This is a genomic window from Hominimerdicola alba, assembly GCF_900109655.1.
Classification (GTDB): Bacteria; Bacillota; Clostridia; order Oscillospirales; family Ruminococcaceae; genus Hominimerdicola; species Hominimerdicola alba_B.
This window is the reverse complement of sequence record NZ_FOAT01000001.1, coordinates 407,380-423,501: the sequence shown is the minus strand read 5'-3', so window position 1 is coordinate 423,501 and position 16,122 is coordinate 407,380. Positions and strand designations below refer to the sequence as shown.

The 16,122-nt window shown below is 46.0% G+C and carries 16 protein-coding genes; 1 reads left to right on the top strand and 15 read right to left on the bottom strand.

Annotated elements, in window-relative coordinates:
- Positions 1 to 646: 646 nt before the first annotated feature.
- From BMY75_RS01975 to BMY75_RS01920, 12 genes are all read right to left on the bottom strand, one after another.
- Positions 647 to 1,231 carry a hypothetical protein gene (locus BMY75_RS01975; RefSeq protein ID WP_074828938.1) on the bottom strand — a complete coding sequence of 195 codons (585 nt, stop codon included), beginning with the start codon at positions 1,229 to 1,231 and terminating at the stop codon, positions 647 to 649.
- 1 nt (position 1,232) lies between these two features.
- Positions 1,233 to 2,093: a hypothetical protein gene (locus BMY75_RS01970; protein WP_074828935.1), complete on the bottom strand. Its 861-nt coding sequence runs from the start codon at positions 2,091 to 2,093 to the stop codon at positions 1,233 to 1,235.
- Positions 2,086 to 2,943 (bottom strand): ATP-binding cassette domain-containing protein, encoded by an 858-nt coding sequence (locus BMY75_RS01965; RefSeq protein WP_074828932.1) that lies wholly within the window; start codon positions 2,941 to 2,943, stop codon positions 2,086 to 2,088. Before BMY75_RS01965 ends, BMY75_RS01970 begins: the two co-directional genes overlap by 8 nt.
- Entirely contained in the window at positions 2,943 to 3,317 is a 375-nt protein-coding gene (locus BMY75_RS01960; protein WP_074828929.1) for a GntR family transcriptional regulator, read from the bottom strand. The genes BMY75_RS01965 and BMY75_RS01960 overlap by 1 nt, the downstream gene beginning before the upstream one ends.
- Before the next feature lie 448 nt (positions 3,318 to 3,765).
- On the bottom strand, positions 3,766 to 4,434 hold the full coding sequence (locus tag BMY75_RS01955) for a thiaminase II/PqqC family protein (protein WP_074828925.1): 669 nt from the start codon (positions 4,432 to 4,434) through the stop codon (positions 3,766 to 3,768).
- A 9-nt stretch (positions 4,435 to 4,443) separates the two neighbouring features.
- On the bottom strand, positions 4,444 to 5,148 hold the full coding sequence (locus BMY75_RS01950) for a class I SAM-dependent DNA methyltransferase (protein ID WP_074828919.1): 705 nt from the start codon (positions 5,146 to 5,148) through the stop codon (positions 4,444 to 4,446).
- A gap of 21 nt (positions 5,149 to 5,169) precedes the next feature.
- A complete protein-coding gene (gene thiD / locus BMY75_RS01945) occupies positions 5,170 to 5,958 on the bottom strand; it encodes a bifunctional hydroxymethylpyrimidine kinase/phosphomethylpyrimidine kinase (protein WP_074828916.1) in 789 nt (262 codons plus the stop codon).
- Positions 5,959 to 6,165: 207 nt separating this feature from the next.
- Positions 6,166 to 6,804, bottom strand: a complete 639-nt coding sequence (thiE, locus tag BMY75_RS01940; RefSeq protein ID WP_074828912.1) for a thiamine phosphate synthase — start codon at positions 6,802 to 6,804, stop codon at positions 6,166 to 6,168.
- Entirely contained in the window at positions 6,791 to 7,612 is an 822-nt protein-coding gene (thiM, locus tag BMY75_RS01935; protein WP_074828911.1) for a hydroxyethylthiazole kinase, read from the bottom strand. Before thiM ends, thiE begins: the two co-directional genes overlap by 14 nt.
- A 374-nt stretch (positions 7,613 to 7,986) precedes the next feature.
- The gene (locus BMY75_RS01930; protein ID WP_074828909.1) at positions 7,987 to 9,975 is read right to left on the bottom strand and encodes a carbohydrate-binding domain-containing protein; all 1,989 of its coding nucleotides are present in this window, start codon (positions 9,973 to 9,975) and stop codon (positions 7,987 to 7,989) included.
- Between the two features lie 170 nt (positions 9,976 to 10,145).
- Positions 10,146 to 11,507 (bottom strand): sensor histidine kinase, encoded by a 1,362-nt coding sequence (locus BMY75_RS01925; protein ID WP_074828907.1) that lies wholly within the window; start codon positions 11,505 to 11,507, stop codon positions 10,146 to 10,148.
- Entirely contained in the window at positions 11,504 to 12,178 is a 675-nt protein-coding gene (locus BMY75_RS01920) for a response regulator transcription factor (RefSeq protein WP_074828904.1), read from the bottom strand. Before BMY75_RS01920 ends, BMY75_RS01925 begins: the two co-directional genes overlap by 4 nt.
- Positions 12,179 to 12,518: 340 nt before the next feature.
- Between BMY75_RS01920 and BMY75_RS01915 the strand changes: the two genes are divergently transcribed.
- The gene (locus tag BMY75_RS01915) at positions 12,519 to 13,514 is read left to right on the top strand and encodes a LacI family DNA-binding transcriptional regulator (RefSeq protein ID WP_074828899.1); all 996 of its coding nucleotides are present in this window, start codon (positions 12,519 to 12,521) and stop codon (positions 13,512 to 13,514) included.
- Between the two features lie 120 nt (positions 13,515 to 13,634).
- Here the strand turns inward: BMY75_RS01915 and BMY75_RS18335 are convergent, their stop codons facing one another.
- The 3 genes from BMY75_RS18335 to BMY75_RS01900 are packed head-to-tail and all read right to left on the bottom strand — an operon-like array spanning position 13,635 to position 16,106.
- Positions 13,635 to 14,006: a hypothetical protein gene (locus BMY75_RS18335; protein ID WP_242940143.1), complete on the bottom strand. Its 372-nt coding sequence runs from the start codon at positions 14,004 to 14,006 to the stop codon at positions 13,635 to 13,637.
- A 10-nt stretch (positions 14,007 to 14,016) separates the two neighbouring features.
- Positions 14,017 to 14,760: a type 1 glutamine amidotransferase gene (locus BMY75_RS01905; RefSeq protein ID WP_074828896.1), complete on the bottom strand. Its 744-nt coding sequence runs from the start codon at positions 14,758 to 14,760 to the stop codon at positions 14,017 to 14,019.
- Complete coding sequence (locus BMY75_RS01900; RefSeq protein WP_074828893.1) at positions 14,760 to 16,106, bottom strand: MurT ligase domain-containing protein; 1,347 nt, start codon at positions 16,104 to 16,106, stop codon at positions 14,760 to 14,762. The genes BMY75_RS01905 and BMY75_RS01900 overlap by 1 nt, the downstream gene beginning before the upstream one ends.
- Positions 16,107 to 16,122: the final 16 nt, after the last annotated feature.

Sequence of the window (16,122 nt, the reverse complement as noted above, 5' to 3'; positions counted from 1 at the left end):
AAAATATCAGGTGACAAAGCATATGCTTTGTCAATGCTTGCAAGTTCATAAATGCATATCCATTCGTCCTGCTGTCCTCGGCAGGGAGACACTATAATTTCGATAATTACGATACACCGATGTGCTGCGCCTGCGGCATTATGGCAAAAATATAACTTGTCGTTCAGCACTCACCTTTGATAAAACGGCTGCTCAGATAAGGCGAAGTACATCTGAACAGTTTGCCCGATGAAACTGGCGAGACTTACGAACGATACTTCAAAGGTTGCAAATCAGATCATCGAGTTATTTATAGAGTATGCTTCCCCCTTTCAAATGTATATCCCATCGGCAGCTCGCACAGATGGTCGGGTGCGAACTAATCAGGAAACAGATATGTCTTGCATTTTTGTTACCCCTTGTCCTCCTCTCTAATATATAATATAGCACGTTTGTTTGCTCTGTGCCATATATTTCAAAATCCGAATTTTTTCTTGATAAGGGGGCTAAAATTTCATATATGAAGTGGATAACTTGAAAACTGCTATTTGCAAAAAGGTCAAGGATATCCGAGTGCATTGAAATGCACAAAAATCCCCCTATGAATGCTATCATAGAGGGATAGTAATCTATTAAAAACAGTAATGATCACATCTGACTTTATTTATTAGTCCGTATCGGTGTGGGAACGGGATACAAAAATTATTGCACCGTACATAAGGAAAAGTGCTACGGTAAAGTAAACTGCTGCTCCTGCAAATTCGGAGATGACCGAGGGTCTGTCAGCGAAGACATCGTAAGTCCCGCTGCCGAATATCATAGTTTTAAGAGATCGCGAGTTTATGTAGATCGTGTTTCTCACAAGGCACAGCCGCATCAGCAGGTTTTCTGCTGTGAGTATCAGTGCGGTTATCGGTACATAGGTATACAGCGCTTTCGATGAAGTTTTGCGGCTTACTCCGTTTGCCTTGAAGAAGCCCACAGTGGTCTTTGCAAGAAGTGACGCGCATATCGCTGCGGCTATCAGCGAGACGATCTCGAATTTTCCCGTACTGCTGCGCTCAAAGTTTACGCTGAGTATCTCTGCTGCCTCAGACTTCGTTCTTCCGGGATCGCCCATTGCATACCTAAACATATTCATCAGCGGAATTGCAAAGATCCCTGCAGTCAGAAGCATGGTAACAGCACCGGTTAAAGCTGTGAAAATTATACCGAATCTGGCTTTTAGGATATAAGTAAGACTTTCTTTCATATTAACGAACACCTCTCTTTCTTTCTGCAGCAGGAACCCTAAGTATGAACACTGCATAAACCAGATAACCGATCATGAATACCATCAACGCAGTTGTCAGAAAAGCTATGACCGCTCCAAGGCAACTGCCGTACTGATCAGGTGCCATTGGGTTGGGGTGAAGTATCTCTCCGATATATATCATTTTTTCTCTGAGCCCTGACATAAGCTCTCCGCGAAGTGTTACCGAACCGCCGTATTCTATAAACACATTAAAATAGCAATATGCTGTTACCGCAGATGCGACCGATGCTCCAAACAGGTTTGTTCTTTGCTTTACAGCAAGAAAAACCATCACAGCTGTATAACCCAGCATAACAAGCAGGAATATCTCGCTGATGCTGAAAAATATGAACCTCGGGTCATGTGCGAGCAGATCGTTCATGCCCTGCATTGACAACTGTTCACCGCCTGCCCAGGTATGGCGGTCATCACACATTATTATACAGTCGAGTCTCATGCCTGCAAGCCTGAAAATACCATCTGTTATAAGGTAGACAGTTTCTATCATTACAGAACTCAGCGCACCGAACGTGAGAGCTGCTGCACCGCTGCCTACAAGAATACTTACTCTTGAAGTGCCGTTATGCAGTGATATCTTTATAAGATCATAAAGAACCATCCCGAAAATGATACCTGCCGCCGCAGCACCTGCGCTTTCATAAATGTTTTTCCAGTCACTTCTGAAATTTACACTGATGATACCGGCAATGAGCAGAATGATATGGAACAGGAATAAAACTCCGAGACTAAGCCCGAAATATTTGAGATATCTCCTCAGGCCTTCTTTTCCACGAAATGAGTAAGAGAGAAATTCACCCATCCTGCACACCTCCTGTCATAGCTATCAGAAGCTGTTGAAGTGAAGGGTGTGAGACTTCCAGTCCATCAGGCACGTCCTTTACTTCGCCCTTGACACAGGCACTGCATAACGTGCCTATTATTGTCTTTTTCAGACATTGTTTGTCTTTTAGATATTCGGTGACATCCTTAGCTCTTCCTTCGATAAGGTACGCATTCGCCTGAAGCTCTTCACAATCTTCATCTGCGATAAGTCTTCCTTCTTCCAGAACAAAACAATGCTCAAAAAGACCAGCACATTCATCGATAAGATGAGTGGAGATGATAAATGCAGCTTCAGTTTTGTCAAAGCGTTCAATGATCTTCTTATAAAGTTCTTCACGGAAGTTTGCATCAACACCCAGAGTTGGTTCATCGAGGAAGATAAAATCCGCACCACTGGAAAGAGCAAGCGAAACCTTAGCGAGAGTTCGCTGACCTGTCGAAAGCTGAGAAAGACGTTTTTTCGGATCAATGCCAAAAACATCACATAACCTTATCGCATAATCTTCATCTGTATTCTTATAAAAATATGCCTGAGCCTTGATGGTGTCTTTTACTCTCATATGCATCGGGAGGAGGTCATCTGAACTCATGCAGTATATCTTACGCAGCAGCTTATCGTTCTCGGTGACTGTTTCACCGTCAATAGTGATCTCACCTAAATCAGGGAAAATTCTTCCGCCCACCAAGTCCACAAGTGTTGATTTCCCCGAACCGTTACGTCCTAAAAGCCCATATATCATACCATTATCGATACTTAGCGAAACGCCGTCCAGAGCAGTCTTTTTCTTATATTTTTTTGTAAGTGTCTTTATCTCTATCCTGCTCATCAGTCTTCATCTCCTTTCAGCATACCTATGATATCTTCACGGGTAATCCCCAGCCGCTCCGCTTCGTTCAACAGTGGGGCTACAAAGTCATCATAAAATTTAACACGTCTGTCGTCTCTGACATTTTCATTTGCATTTTCAGCCACAAACATACCCATACCTCTCTTTTTATATACCAGTCCTTTGTCCACAAGAATATTGACACCTTTCCGCACAGTAGCAGGGTTTATCTTCAAACTGTGCGAAAGCTCTGTTGTGCTGGGTATCTGTTCACCCTCACCCAGCTGACCAGTGACTATCTTGTTTTCAAGCCACTGGGCTATCTGTATAAACAGGGGCTCAGTATCGTTGAAATGCGGATAATATACACCCATTTAGTCTCATTCTCCTTTCTTTTTCTCTACACAGTTGTTTATTCATTTTTTTGAATAGCTATTCAGAAGTGATCAACCTGGTTGGTTAGTTACCTCTGTAACTAACCATATCACATAAGGTTTGGTTTGTCAATAGGGGCATAATAATTTTGGCGTAGTTCAACAATGAAAAGCTCGTGTGTTTGGCAGAACTTAACAAAAGCAGCAATGTACATACTGATTTGTGGATAAAAATGAGTTGGCTACAATGTTTTAGACATAAAAAACTGCCACACCCGAAGAATGTGGCAGTTGACCCGCTGTATCGTCTGTATCAATTGTTTTGGTATGGATAGATTACTTCTTTGGCGCTAGTCAGATAAAGCTCTCCTCTTTGGCAGTTTCCATGGGTTGCTTTCTCGCAAAAAAATCCCCCATCGGTCGCACTGACCAACGGGAGATCTTGTTTCTATTTTTCGTTATCTGCCGAAATAAATATATTCCAGAACCGTGTCTCATAATGAGCGCATTTCTCAAATATCTCGCAAAGCTTTTCTTCCTCCGCAGGAGATATATCTTTTGCCACGCGGTCTAGGATGTCTATCCAGCGCTGATTTGCTTCCTGATATTCGGCAGATGTATACGCGCTGAACCAATCGGCATAGGGCGAGCTTTCAAGCTTTTCACCGTACCTATCAGCAACTTTCTGTGCGATATATGCATAGCTCCATGAGCACTGTAAAAGGGCAGTAATGCCGTATATCAGGCTCTCTTGGGCTTTGTCCATCATATAGGACAGGTACTCTTCGCTGTCGGGTGCTTTTACCGTACTGCTTATCTCTTCGTCGGTAATGCCAAGATTTTTCATGTTCGGCACATGGACGGTGTCCTTTTCAAAGCGTGTGCTGTCAGCAGCGTTCTTCAGAAACTCGGCAACTTCCGCATCTTCAGCGCGACCCTGCATCCATTCAAGTATACCGATATAGTCTATCAGATAGCAGTGATCCTGAAGCATATATGCGCGGTATATGCCCTCATCAAGAGTGCCCTCAGCCATGGCGGAAACGAAATAGTTTTCCGATTCCTTGTCCCAGAGGGGCTTGGCTCTTTCGTATAGTTTTTCGGATAATTTTGACATTTTGCCCCCTTATTTTTCAGCGATTATGGCAACATAACCACCGCTCTTGTAGCCATCGGAAACTTCCTCGGGCTCTTCGTTGGTGTACATGGGGTTCTTCACAAGGGTCTGGTAGAAGGAGAATTTTGTTATACCCAGTTCTTTCAGAACGCCTATCTTCTCCTCTGTAGAATGCCATACGCCCGATGAAGCCAGTTCGATGGGGTAGGGAAGACCGGGCATGGTGCCTTTGAGGTACTCGTGGTCGTAAGTTCCGAGGCTCTTACCCAGGAGATACATAAAGCCGAATGCGCTCTCCTTAGGCACATCGAGAAGTATCAGCTTGCCGCCGTCTTTCAGGGCTGCAAGGCTCTTTTTGTAAACAGGTGTGAGGTCTTCCATATAGCTGGAGCTTCCGTTGAAATAGATTATATCGTACTTGTTTTCTGGCAGGTCGATATCCTCGATAAGACCGTAGCAGATAACGTTGACACCGCGCTTTTCAGCTATCTGTCCCATATCCTTTGATGGTTCGATACCCTCGATACCCGAGTTGTCGATGAAGCTTTCAAACAGACCGCTTCCGCAGCCTACGGACAGGAGTTTCTTCCCCGATATATCGCCGAGAACTTTTTTGAAGAGTCTCAGTTCGCTTTCAAAAAGGTTGGAATTTTCCTTGAACCAGTAGTCGTACTGATCTGCATAACCGTCAAATTTCTGCTTGATGTTTTCCATTTTACTTTCCTCCGTGTGATCTTAATTCAATATAAATGCGTGATCCATAGGACCGCTGCCTTTTCCGAGGTCAAGCTGTGCCGCAAGGGCTCCCGAAATGTAGTTCTTAGCATTTTCCACAGCTTTTTCAAGAGTCTCGCCCTTGGCAAGATTTGCAGCTATAGCACTTGAAAGTGTACAGCCTGTGCCGTGGGTGTTGGGATTATCTATTCTCTTTCCTCTGAACCACTTTGCGCCGTTTTCGTTGTAAAGCAGGTCGTTGGCATCGCTGATACGGTGTCCGCCTTTGCATAGAACTGCACAGCCGAATTTCTCAAAGATAAGCTTTGCTGCTGCCACCATTTCCTCTTCGCAGGTGATCTTCATATCAGCGAGAACTTCTGCTTCGGGGATATTTGGTGTGATGACGCAGGCGATGGGAAGAAGGCTTTTTTTCAGCTCTTCGATGGCGCTGTCATCTATCAGTTTTGCGCCGCTGGTGGCAACCATAACTGGATCGACAACTATATTTTTTGCTTTGTACTTTTCAAGACTTTCCGCGATCACACGGATAAGGCTGACTGATGATACCATTCCGACTTTTACCGCATCGGGGAAGATATCCTCGAAGATAGCGTCTATCTGCTGCTGTAAAAACTCGGGAGTGGATTCGAGTATGCCTGTTACGCCTGTAGTATTCTGGGCAGTAAGTGCGGTGATAGCGCTCATGGCGTATACACCGTTCATGGTCATTGTTTTCAGATCAGCCTGAATACCGGCGCCTCCGCTGCAGTCGCTTCCTGCAATGGTCAATGCTGTGTTCTTTTTCATTATCATAACTCCTTTCAGGTTTCAGATAAAGCATTGTTTTATATAGTAAACTGTATCAGGAAATGTAATTCCAATTTCGTTTACTTTAACGCGGCATAAAGTGGTGCCCCCGATATGCCGCCGTACACTTTCGTATACGTGATAATACGACCGTATATTTTCGTATCAGTTTGTATACTTTCGTATACTCGATAATACAATCATTTATTATCTTATCATTTCCTCGGATAATTTTCTCAGCTCGCGGCACTCGCTTTCGATATCCTCGGCTGAGAATATCGCGCTGACAAGGGCTACGCCGTCAACGCCTGTGCCTTTCAGTTTGAGGATATTGCCCTTGCCGATGCCTCCGATGGCAACCACAGGGATATCAACCGCATCACAGATATCCCGCAGGGTATCCATTGGCAGTACACTTGCATCAGCCTTGGTGGAGGTGGAGAACATAGCGCCTACACCGAGACAGTCAGCACCTGCGGCAACAGCTTCAAGGGCTTCGTCTACGGTATGGACGGAAACGCCTATCATCATATCATCGCCCACACGCTCACGGACTTTGGAGGCAGCCATATCCTCCTGACCAACGTGGATACCGTCAGCTTTGCATTTTACGGCTACGTCCACGTTATCATTTATGAAGAAGGGAACTCCGTACTTTTTGCAGAGAGCGGAAATCTCTATTGCTTCTGCGAGAAAATCCTCGTCGGAGAGCTCCTTTTCGCGGAGCTGAACGCAGGTCACTCCGCCTTTGAGAGCATCTTCCACCTGCTGATAGAGGGTCTTATCTCCCAGCCAAGCTCTGTCTGTAACAGCGTAGAGCAGCATCGTTTTTTTATCGCACTTCATATTTTGCTCCTTTCTCCAGCGCTTCGGGAGTCATTTTGTAGACAGCGTCGATGATGTAGTTTCTGTAAGTAGAGTTGCCGTCCTTTTCGGAAAGCCTTTCATGAGCAGCTTCACCTGCATAGCCCATAGCGCATACAGCGGCTACAACGGCTTCAAGAGGGTTGTCGGGATTGGCGGTGATGAAAGCGGTGGTCATGGCTGAAAGCTGACAGCCTGTGCCTGTGATGGAAGACATCATGGGATGACCGTTGCGGATAACATAGGCTTTTTCTGCATCGGATACTATATCGATAGCCCCTGTTATGGCGATGACCGCACCTGTCTTTTCAGCAAGTTTCTTGGTGAAAGCTATTACGCTGTCAAGATTTTCATCGGTGACTTTATCTGCGGCATCGGCATCAACGCCCTTGGTAGTACCGCCAACGGAAGCAAGGGTCTTTATCTCGGAGATATTGCCGCGTATGCAGGTGAATTTTATCTCATCCAGAAGCTTGCAGGCTGTTTCTGTCCTGAGTTTTGATGCGCCTGCGCCAACAGGATCGAGAAGAACGGGATGACCCAGTTCATTTGCCTTTTTGCCCGCAAGGAACATGGATGGTATAGTGTTATGGTTCAGTGTGCCGATATTGATATTCAGACCGCCGCAGATAGCGGTTATCTCGGCTGCTTCGCCCTCATCATCTGCCATGATTGGAGAAGCCCCGCAGGCGAGAATGATATTTGCGCAGTCATTGACTGTGACGTAGTTTGTGATATTATGTATTAGCGGACATTTTTTTCTGACATTTTCCAGCATAGTCCCCAGCATAATTATACCTCCCGAATAATATTTGTGCGGATATAGGCGCAAAAAAAGGCGGTACCTGTCTGATACCTCCTGTAAAAAATCGCTTTATGACTTCCTACGGCGGCATTATCCGCATTAGGTCTAAGGGTTCTCAGCCCAACTATGAGCTCCCCTTGGTTATAACATTACTATTATACCGCTATTTTCGGAAAAAGTCAACACATTTGTATTAACACTGATATACGGCAGCTTTTACATAGCTTTGCTTAAAAAATACGGCAGATGTAGGTTGTGTCTACATCTGCCGTTATATCAGGGGAAATCTATTGCTTTATACGCGTGGTGAATCAAGCTTTTGTATCTGATGCCAAAAACTATGAAACATAGTCACTGTATCACTTTACAGTTACAGTAAACGCTCTGCTGTTGATCTTGCTGATATCCCAGCTGCCGTTTATTTTTGCGCATACCACCATTTTGTAGGTCTGTCCTGCCGCCAGCTTCGGGGAAGTGAAGGTGGTTGTAGTGATATTCTGATCTACGACCTTCCATTTACCTGCCAGATATACAGCAACGCCGTACTTTTCAGCGCCGTCAACAGCGTTCCATGTCAGTCTGAACTGGTGATACTTTTCGCTGTATTCTATCTTAGTTACCTTAGGATAATTTGCTGTAGGATCGGTCTCGGGCTCTTCGGGCTGATCGGGAGGATTATCCTGTCCCGGCTGTTCCTGACCCTGACCCGGCTGCCAGGGCTGCTGACCTTGTCCGGGCTGCCATTGACCCTGACCCGGCTGCCATTGACCTTGTCCGGGCTGACCCTGTCCACCGGGCTGTCCGCTGCCCTGCGACTGTCCTGTACCTGCTGTGAGAGTAGCAGTTGCAACGCTCTGACCGTTTACGTACAGCGTATATGTCACATCAGACTTCAGCGATTCTGATGCGAATACAACGTGATTTGCGCTCTTTACCGCGGTTGCCTCATACAGGGTATTGCCGCTGCTGTCCTTTATTGCGATGGATGCACCCTTGCTTATGCTGTAAGACGAGCCGCTCTGACCGGACTGAGATCCGGGTCTGCCAAAACCACCGCCGAAGCCGCCGCCCATGCCGGAGGTGCCGAAAGCTATGTAGTTGCCCGATGTGGGTGTTACTGCCATTCCGTTCATGCCCACAGCTACTATTGTGCCGCCTGTATATGTCAGCGAGTTGCCGAAGTCACCGATGTCAAGTGCGCCGTTACCGTTGTTTGCAGCACCGAATACCTCGGTGTATCCGCCTGAAATGCTCATATTTCCGTTGGAATCAACTCCGTCGCCGTCCGCATTTACGTACCATTCGCCGCCTGAGATATTCAGCTCATAGGTGAAATTTTTAAGCTCGCTGTTAGCCGCATTCATACCGTCATCGGAGGAAAGTATGCTGCCCTTGCCGCCGCGGAGTGTGATGGTCGCACCCTCAAAGCCCTCGTAAGATTTTTTTACGTCAATTTCTGGACCGCTGCCGTCTGCTTTGCCCACAGTCAGTGCGTTTTCGGCTTTCAATCCATCGTTGCCTGCGTTGATAGTCAGATTTCCGCCAAGGACGTTAACCTGTTCTGCGTGTACAGCGTCATCGGATGCGGTAACGCTTATCTTGCCGCCATTGATGGTCACAGTGCCCTTTGATTCTGTGTCATCGTCATCGGGTGAAGCCTTAATGCCGTCATCGGAAGATGTCACATTGATATTACCGCCGTTGATTATCAGCTCACCGTCTGCTGCGAGGGCGTTGTTTACCGCATTCACATTCAGTGTGAAGCTGTCATTTGCGTTTTCGCCCACAGTCACTGTTGAAGTAGCCGCGCCCTTTATGCCGTTTTTGCAGTTGCTTCCGTTGACGGTAAGTGTTCCCGTACCCGTAAGAGTAAGTGATGAGCCGCTTTTGACCTTGATGCCTGCGCCCTCAAAAGCGTCTGCTACAGTCGTATCAGATGAGGTCTCATTTGCGGGATTTTCCGAATCGGTGAGAGTATTTTTGCCGTTTATAACTATCTCAGCTTCGGCACCCTTATTTACCGAAACAGGTGCGGTTGAAGAGCAGGTGAGTGTCAGCTCATCAAGGATAAGCACAACACCTGTGGTGCCTTTCTTCACAGTGATGCTTCCTTCAACACACTGTCCGCTTACAACATAAGTTCCCGCTTCGTTTATGGTCAGGGAAGTTCCGTTGATCTTGTAGCCTGAACCTGCTGCGTTTGAAGCACTTATACCGCTGTTGGTAAAGGTAAAGCTATTGTCATAAGAACCGCTGTAAGCGAAAGTTTCCAAGGATACCGTACTGCATACCATCGCTGCCGCAGCCACTGCTGCCGATACTCTTTTCATCATAAGTCTTGCCTTCATAAGTTATACACTCCTGTCTGATATTATTGTGTTCTTCCGTCCGTAAGTTTTTTTCTTCGGTACTTAACATACCGAAAAAATGCTCTTTTCTTAACCATGACCTCAGTATAAACTGTAAAGGTTAAAATTAGGTTAGAAAAAAGCATCTTTATGAAATATTTAATTTTTATTTACTTTTTGATAATTTTAACAATAAATCGACTGCCTATACCCTCGGTGCTTTCGGCTTCGGCTGTGCCGCCGTGGAATTCTGCTATCTGTTTCACCAGTGCAAGTCCGAGACCCAGTCCCTTTGAGCTTCTTGATCTGTCTGAACGGTAAAAGCGTTCCCAGATATTCGGCAGATCTTCCGCCGATATGCCGATACCGTTGTCTTCGACTGTAAGCACAGCCATATTTCCGTTTTCTGATAATCCAACTTTTACATTGCCGTTCTCTTTGCCGTATCTCAGACTGTTCTGTATAAGATTAACTGTGAGCAAAGTCAGCATTTCGCGGTTGACATAGGCAGTTACGGGGGCTAGCTTTTCGGTGACGGTGATATTTTTATCTGCGATTATGCGCATATCCTCGCAGACAGAATGTACAAGCTCCGTTAGATCGGTCTCTTCTTTCGGGTAATGCTCCGTTCCCTGATCTATCCTTGTGAACATCAGCAGAAGCTTTATAATTCCCGACATCTTGTAGCCCTGTTCCTGTACTGAGGAAACTACCTGCATAAGTTCTTCGGCGCTGTCTGCGTGATCGAAGCCGTATTCGCACTGAGCGAGTATCACCGAAACAGGAGTGCGCAGTTCGTGTGATGCATTTGATGTGAACTGCTTTTGTGCATCGAAATCCTTATCAAGCTTATCGAACATTGTATTGATAGTGTTTGCCAGTTCGTCCAGCTCGTCGCCGTTGCCGCTGGTGCCGATACGCTTGGAAAGATCCCCGCCGGAACGTATCTCCTCGGCAGTTTTGCGGATATCCCTTATGGGCTTTAGAAATTTTCCCGTTATAAAGTAGCCGCCGCCGAAAGCCATCGCCAGAAGTACAGGCAGGGCGATAAGTATCGTTATGTGGGATGTCAGGCTCCCGAAAAGGTCATCTTCTGCCGCAATTATACCCCTGACATACATATCGTTTCCGCGGACGGTTCGGGTCTTTTTGTCCCAGTAGTAATAGTCCCTTCCGTCAAGCTCCGTGCGTACAGGCTTGTCAGATTCGTGTACAGGAAGCTCATCAAGCTCGGGATAGAGGAACACACCTGCGATATGGTCGCCCTTTTTATTATACACCATCAGCTGAACATCATCGACGAGAAAGTTGTGGTCATCAAGCTTTCCCGTTTCCATATCCTTTCGGTATTTCCAGTCGCCCCTCATTTTGTATACCATTGAATCCGTGGCATTATCAAGGGTCTGGAGCAGCAGTTTTTTCTCAGTCGTCTGATATATCCGCATCACCAGTATCAGTATCACAGCACAGACTATGGTGAGTATCAGCGTGAACCACAGAGAAAGCTTCAGCTTTAGCGAGATGCGTTTCATACTTCCTCCTTCATGACATATCCTATGCCCCTTACAGTATGTATCAGCTTTTTATCTCTGCCTGCGTCTATCTTTTTGCGGAGATAGTTCATATAAACCTCAACTATCTTATCGCCGCCCTCGTAATCGTAACCCCATACATGGCTGAGTATCTTGGCCTTGCTGAGTATATGCCCTTTGTTCATCATCAGGTATTCCAGCAGTTCGTATTCCTTGCCTGTAAGAGTGATCTCACAGCCCTCCAGTGTTATGATATGGGTGTCGATATCAACTGTAAGGTCAGCCAGGGTGATCTGATTTGAGATATTCCCCGACACGGTTCGTCTTACTGCCATGATACGAGCGATAAGTTCGTCAAAGGAAAAAGGCTTGACGATATAGTCATTCGCACCGAGGTTCAGCCCCGTTACCCTGTCATGAACCGTATCTTTAGCGGTCAGGAAAATTACAGGTGTGTTTTTTCCATGCCTGCGCAGATCCGTTAACACCTCAGTACCGCTTAGTACAGGCATCATGATATCCAGCACTGCCATATCGTAATCGGTGTAAAGCAGTCTTTCAAGCGCTTCGCCGCCGTCAAGGCAGCTGTCAACGCAGAATCCTTCCTGTTTCAGCTTTTTGGTTATGACCTCATTCAGCGAGCTTTCATCCTCCGCGATAAGTATTTTCATATCACACCTCCGCAGTTTATTATACTATCGTGTTGTCGCTATTATATCAGATAGTTTAGTAAAAGTCAAATGTGAGTTTACTTGTTTGTTAGATAATTGGTTTCGTTTATCTATGTTCTATGGCAGGAATTTTCATTCTCGTTTTTGGCTGTCTTCTCCGTGATACAAGGAATACCACTGGTATTTTTGGTAAACGAAGCTATACCCAAAATACCGAACGTATGACTTGGACGATATTTCTTTTGAATATGTATAAAGCAGCAGTTGATTTTTACAAGGAAATATGATATAATACAGATTAATAAAAATGTGGGATATATGATACTGAAAGGAGTAAGTTATGAGCGCTACTATTAAGGACGTTGCAAGAGAAGCAGGGGTCTCGGTGGCTACGGTCTCAAGGGTACTCAACGGAAGCTGTAATGTATCTGAGGATTCGACTGCCAGAGTTAATGACGCTATCAAAAAACTGCACTATTCTCCTAATTTTCTCGGCAGAAACCTGAGAAAATGCGAGACCAACGTTATTCTCTGCATAATGCCTACCTCTGAACACTCGCTTTATTCAAAGATAATCACGGGTATGCAGAGGTATGCTTCAAAGCTCGGTTATGATATAATCACGGCGTTTTCGGATAATACTGCAACTGCTGAGGCAAGGCAGATGAATATGCTTTTCAACAGGACTGTGGATGGCGTGGTACTGCTGGGTACGATGTACGATGCGGATTCTCTGAACCGCCTTGCACAGAATTACGATATCGCGCTGTGCTGTGAGGGTGTGCCGGGGGCTGATGTGCTGACGGTGGCTGTTGATGATGAAAGCGGCGCTTTCGATGCTGTGAACGCACTTATCGAAAAGGGACACAGGGACATAGCTTTTCTTGGTACAAAGTCGGAGGCTATATCCTCCACCGCTCGTGAGAACGGCTACAAGATGGCGCTGGAGAAGGCTGGCATACCCTTCCGTGAAGAACTTGTTTACCGCGACAGCTACGAATACAACTGCGGCACAGACGCTATGGACTATTTCGCAAATCTGGATAAGATGCCTACCGCCGTTTTTGCGGTATCCGACCTGCTGGCTATCGCTGTGATACACCGTGCGGCTGAACTGGGTATCACGGTTGGCAAGGATATCTCAGTTATGGGATTCGATAATATCACAATGTGCGAGATGATGCTTCCCACAGTTTCGACTGTGGAACAGCCCTGTTTCAAGATGGGTGAGCTTGTCATTGAGAAGCTTATCGAGAATATCCATTCCACCAAGAAAGACAACAAGTATTACACCGTTGACCACAAGGTTATAATGCGGCAGTCCACTGGTGATTAGTAAAAATATAAAGGCACTTTTGTCGCGTGACAGAAGTGCCTTTTTTGTGCGGGTACGCTTAGTTCATTTTGTAGGTTTTGGCAAGTTAGCAGACATGATCTGCTTACTCGCATCATGTGGTTATTTCTGCTGTGTCTTTTTGAGGTCGATCATTATCCCCACCTTGGCAAGGATCTTCACAGCTGTTTCGGTATCAACGGAGAAGATATCACTTTTGCCTGTCTGACGCTCGGATTCAAAGTGCAGGAACTGAATGAAATTCTCGGAAAAATCCTCTTCGGAATACAGCATACCCATGATGTAGCTGTTTTTTATCGCATAGTAATTCACGGGCTTAAGGCGCATAAGCGCTTTGCAGTCCGTTTTCATTTCTGTGCAAAGCCTGTCAAAATCGTCATCGACGAAATATATCTTGCGGCATTTCATCTTTTCCACCCGCTTTTTCAGCGGCGGGTCGTTATCCGCGGACTTTTTTCTGAAAAGTGAGAACATCGGTCACCTCTTAATTTTTGAGAAGCCTTTCCAGAAGCACCTTGCGGCACTCGTCTTCAAGCTTATCGTTTATGGGGGCGGGAGTGTATGCACTTCCTGTTTTTCTGGTCATGCAGTAGGAGATTATGTGGTCGGCAAGCTTGGGATTCTTTGAGAGAAGAGGTCCGTGCAGGTAGGTGGCGGTGACGTTTTTCTCGGTGTAGCCCTCTATGCTGCTGGCGAATTCATTGCCGTTGCCCGCCAGAACTTTTCCGAAAGGAGAAGTTACGTTTGTGGTCTGTCCGCCGTGATTTTCAAAGCCTATGACCTTGTAATTTTCATCACCGAGTTTGGTCTCAACAACGATATTTCCGATGCATCTTTCACGCTTATTGGTGGAAGCCACGGTATAGTAATCGAAGAGACCAAGACCCGGTATCTTCTTGCCGTTTGAATCCTTATAATACTGCCCCATCAGCTGATAGCCGCCGCATATCATCAGGAAGTAAACGCCGCTCTCGTAAGCTTTGCGTATATCATCTTTCAGTGCGAGTAGATCATCAGCGAGAAGCTGCTGTTCAAAGTCTGCGCCCCCGCCGAGGTAGACTATATCTACACCGGAAAAATCGGTGTTTTTATCGCCCAGGTCATGCTTGAAGACTTCGGTCTCGATGCCGCGCATTTTGCAGCGGTAGGAAAGTATCTCCACATTTCCGCTGTCGCCGTAAAGGTCAAGCATTGCGGGATACATATGAAGAATTTTCAGCTTATCCATCAGCCCTGACCTCCTTTTACTTTCTCATTATAACGCTTTATAGCGGCGCGGGTGGGCTGTATCGCGGTATAGTTCGCGATAGCGTACTTGAAGCCCTTGTTCTTGAAAAATTCCACCATGGCATCGTCGAGGTCGGGCTTGACAACAATTTTATCGGGGTCATAGCCCGAGCACTTTATTCTTATGGCGATATCGTATGCTCTTGTGCCACTGGTGACAACTCTCGAAACGTCGTTGAATATGGAGAAGTTGATATCCCAAATCCACGAAACGTCATGACCGTCAGCGAGGTTATCGTTGAGTACGAAGAGCAGTTCCTTTTCGCCCTTGTGCTCGTTCATAACTCTCAGGGTCATGTTTGCGCCCACGGGATTTTTCGCCAGATTTACCAGAAGCTCACTGCCGTCAACGCTGAATTTTTCAAGTCTGCCGTTGTTTACTTCAAATTTCTCAAAGGTCTCGTGGAGGACTTTTTTATCAAAATTATAGAGGTTTGCAGCTGTGTACACAGCCGCAAGATTGTAAACGTAGTAGATGCTGTTATGGCTTATCTTGTACTCCTCGCCCTCGAATTCAACCGAGGGGACATCCAGCTTTACATTCTTAGCGGTGATATAGGGCTTTACATCGCCGAAGCCGCATTTGGGGCATTTGAACTTGCCAACATGGGAGTACTGATAGTAGTCATATACCAGCTCGGTGCCGCATTTGGGGCAGAATTTGCCTTCGCCCACTTCGTAGGGCTTATCGGTTGCGCCTGCGTAGCGGTCAACACTAAAATAGTATATGTTCTTGTTGTTGGGGTTTGCGAGACCAAGTCTTGAAACGTTGGGGTCATCTGCATTGAGGACAACATTGCCCTCGTAAGTCTCCAGAAATTTCTTGACCTTGAGTATCAGGGTCTCAACTTCTCCGTTTCTGTCAAGCTGGTCGCGGAAGAAATTCAGCAGTACCAGAGTTTCAAGCTTCATCTTGGAGAATATGACGGGAACGTGGCTCTCGTCTATCTCCAGTACCAGATAATCAGCCTTGACCCTGCCTTTCATATCGCAGTTGTTCAGCAGCAGGGAAGTTATACCGGTATCAAGGTTATTGCCCTGTTTATTTGTGATTATCTTTTTGCCTGTGCTTTCAAAAATGTGGTTCAGGTAGTTGGTAACGGATGTCTTTCCGTTAGTACCTGTTACCGCGATAATGGGGCAGTCCACTTTGAAGGCTTTAAGGCAGTCTTTATTCAGCTCCCACAGCACGAGCCCGGGAGCGTTGCCCGCGTCTTTGCCCAGTAGGTGCAGTGTTTTTACCATAAGTTTGCCGAACCAGATGGTCAGCGTATTTTTTAAACTCATATCATCTCTCCGTAAT

Coding starts and splice junctions, on each gene's coding strand:
- BMY75_RS01960 (WP_074828929.1), bottom strand. CDS start 3,317: ATGGGTGTATATTATCCGCATTTCAACGATACTGAGCCCCTGTTTATA.
- BMY75_RS01900 (WP_074828893.1), bottom strand. CDS start 16,106: ATGAGTTTAAAAAATACGCTGACCATCTGGTTCGGCAAACTTATGGTA.
- BMY75_RS01975 (WP_074828938.1), bottom strand. CDS start 1,231: ATGAAAGAAAGTCTTACTTATATCCTAAAAGCCAGATTCGGTATAATT.
- BMY75_RS01970 (WP_074828935.1), bottom strand. CDS start 2,093: ATGGGTGAATTTCTCTCTTACTCATTTCGTGGAAAAGAAGGCCTGAGG.
- BMY75_RS01905 (WP_074828896.1), bottom strand. CDS start 14,760: ATGGATAAGCTGAAAATTCTTCATATGTATCCCGCAATGCTTGACCTT.
- BMY75_RS01965 (WP_074828932.1), bottom strand. CDS start 2,943: ATGAGCAGGATAGAGATAAAGACACTTACAAAAAAATATAAGAAAAAG.
- BMY75_RS01955 (WP_074828925.1), bottom strand. CDS start 4,434: ATGTCAAAATTATCCGAAAAACTATACGAAAGAGCCAAGCCCCTCTGG.
- BMY75_RS01930 (WP_074828909.1), bottom strand. CDS start 9,975: ATGAAGGCAAGACTTATGATGAAAAGAGTATCGGCAGCAGTGGCTGCG.
- thiM (WP_074828911.1), bottom strand. CDS start 7,612: ATGCTGGGGACTATGCTGGAAAATGTCAGAAAAAAATGTCCGCTAATA.
- BMY75_RS01925 (WP_074828907.1), bottom strand. CDS start 11,507: ATGAAACGCATCTCGCTAAAGCTGAAGCTTTCTCTGTGGTTCACGCTG.
- BMY75_RS01920 (WP_074828904.1), bottom strand. CDS start 12,178: ATGAAAATACTTATCGCGGAGGATGAAAGCTCGCTGAATGAGGTCATA.
- BMY75_RS01915 (WP_074828899.1), top strand. CDS start 12,519: ATGAGCGCTACTATTAAGGACGTTGCAAGAGAAGCAGGGGTCTCGGTG.
- BMY75_RS18335 (WP_242940143.1), bottom strand. CDS start 14,006: ATGTTCTCACTTTTCAGAAAAAAGTCCGCGGATAACGACCCGCCGCTG.
- BMY75_RS01950 (WP_074828919.1), bottom strand. CDS start 5,148: ATGGAAAACATCAAGCAGAAATTTGACGGTTATGCAGATCAGTACGAC.
- thiE (WP_074828912.1), bottom strand. CDS start 6,804: ATGAAGTGCGATAAAAAAACGATGCTGCTCTACGCTGTTACAGACAGA.
- thiD (WP_074828916.1), bottom strand. CDS start 5,958: ATGAAAAAGAACACAGCATTGACCATTGCAGGAAGCGACTGCAGCGGA.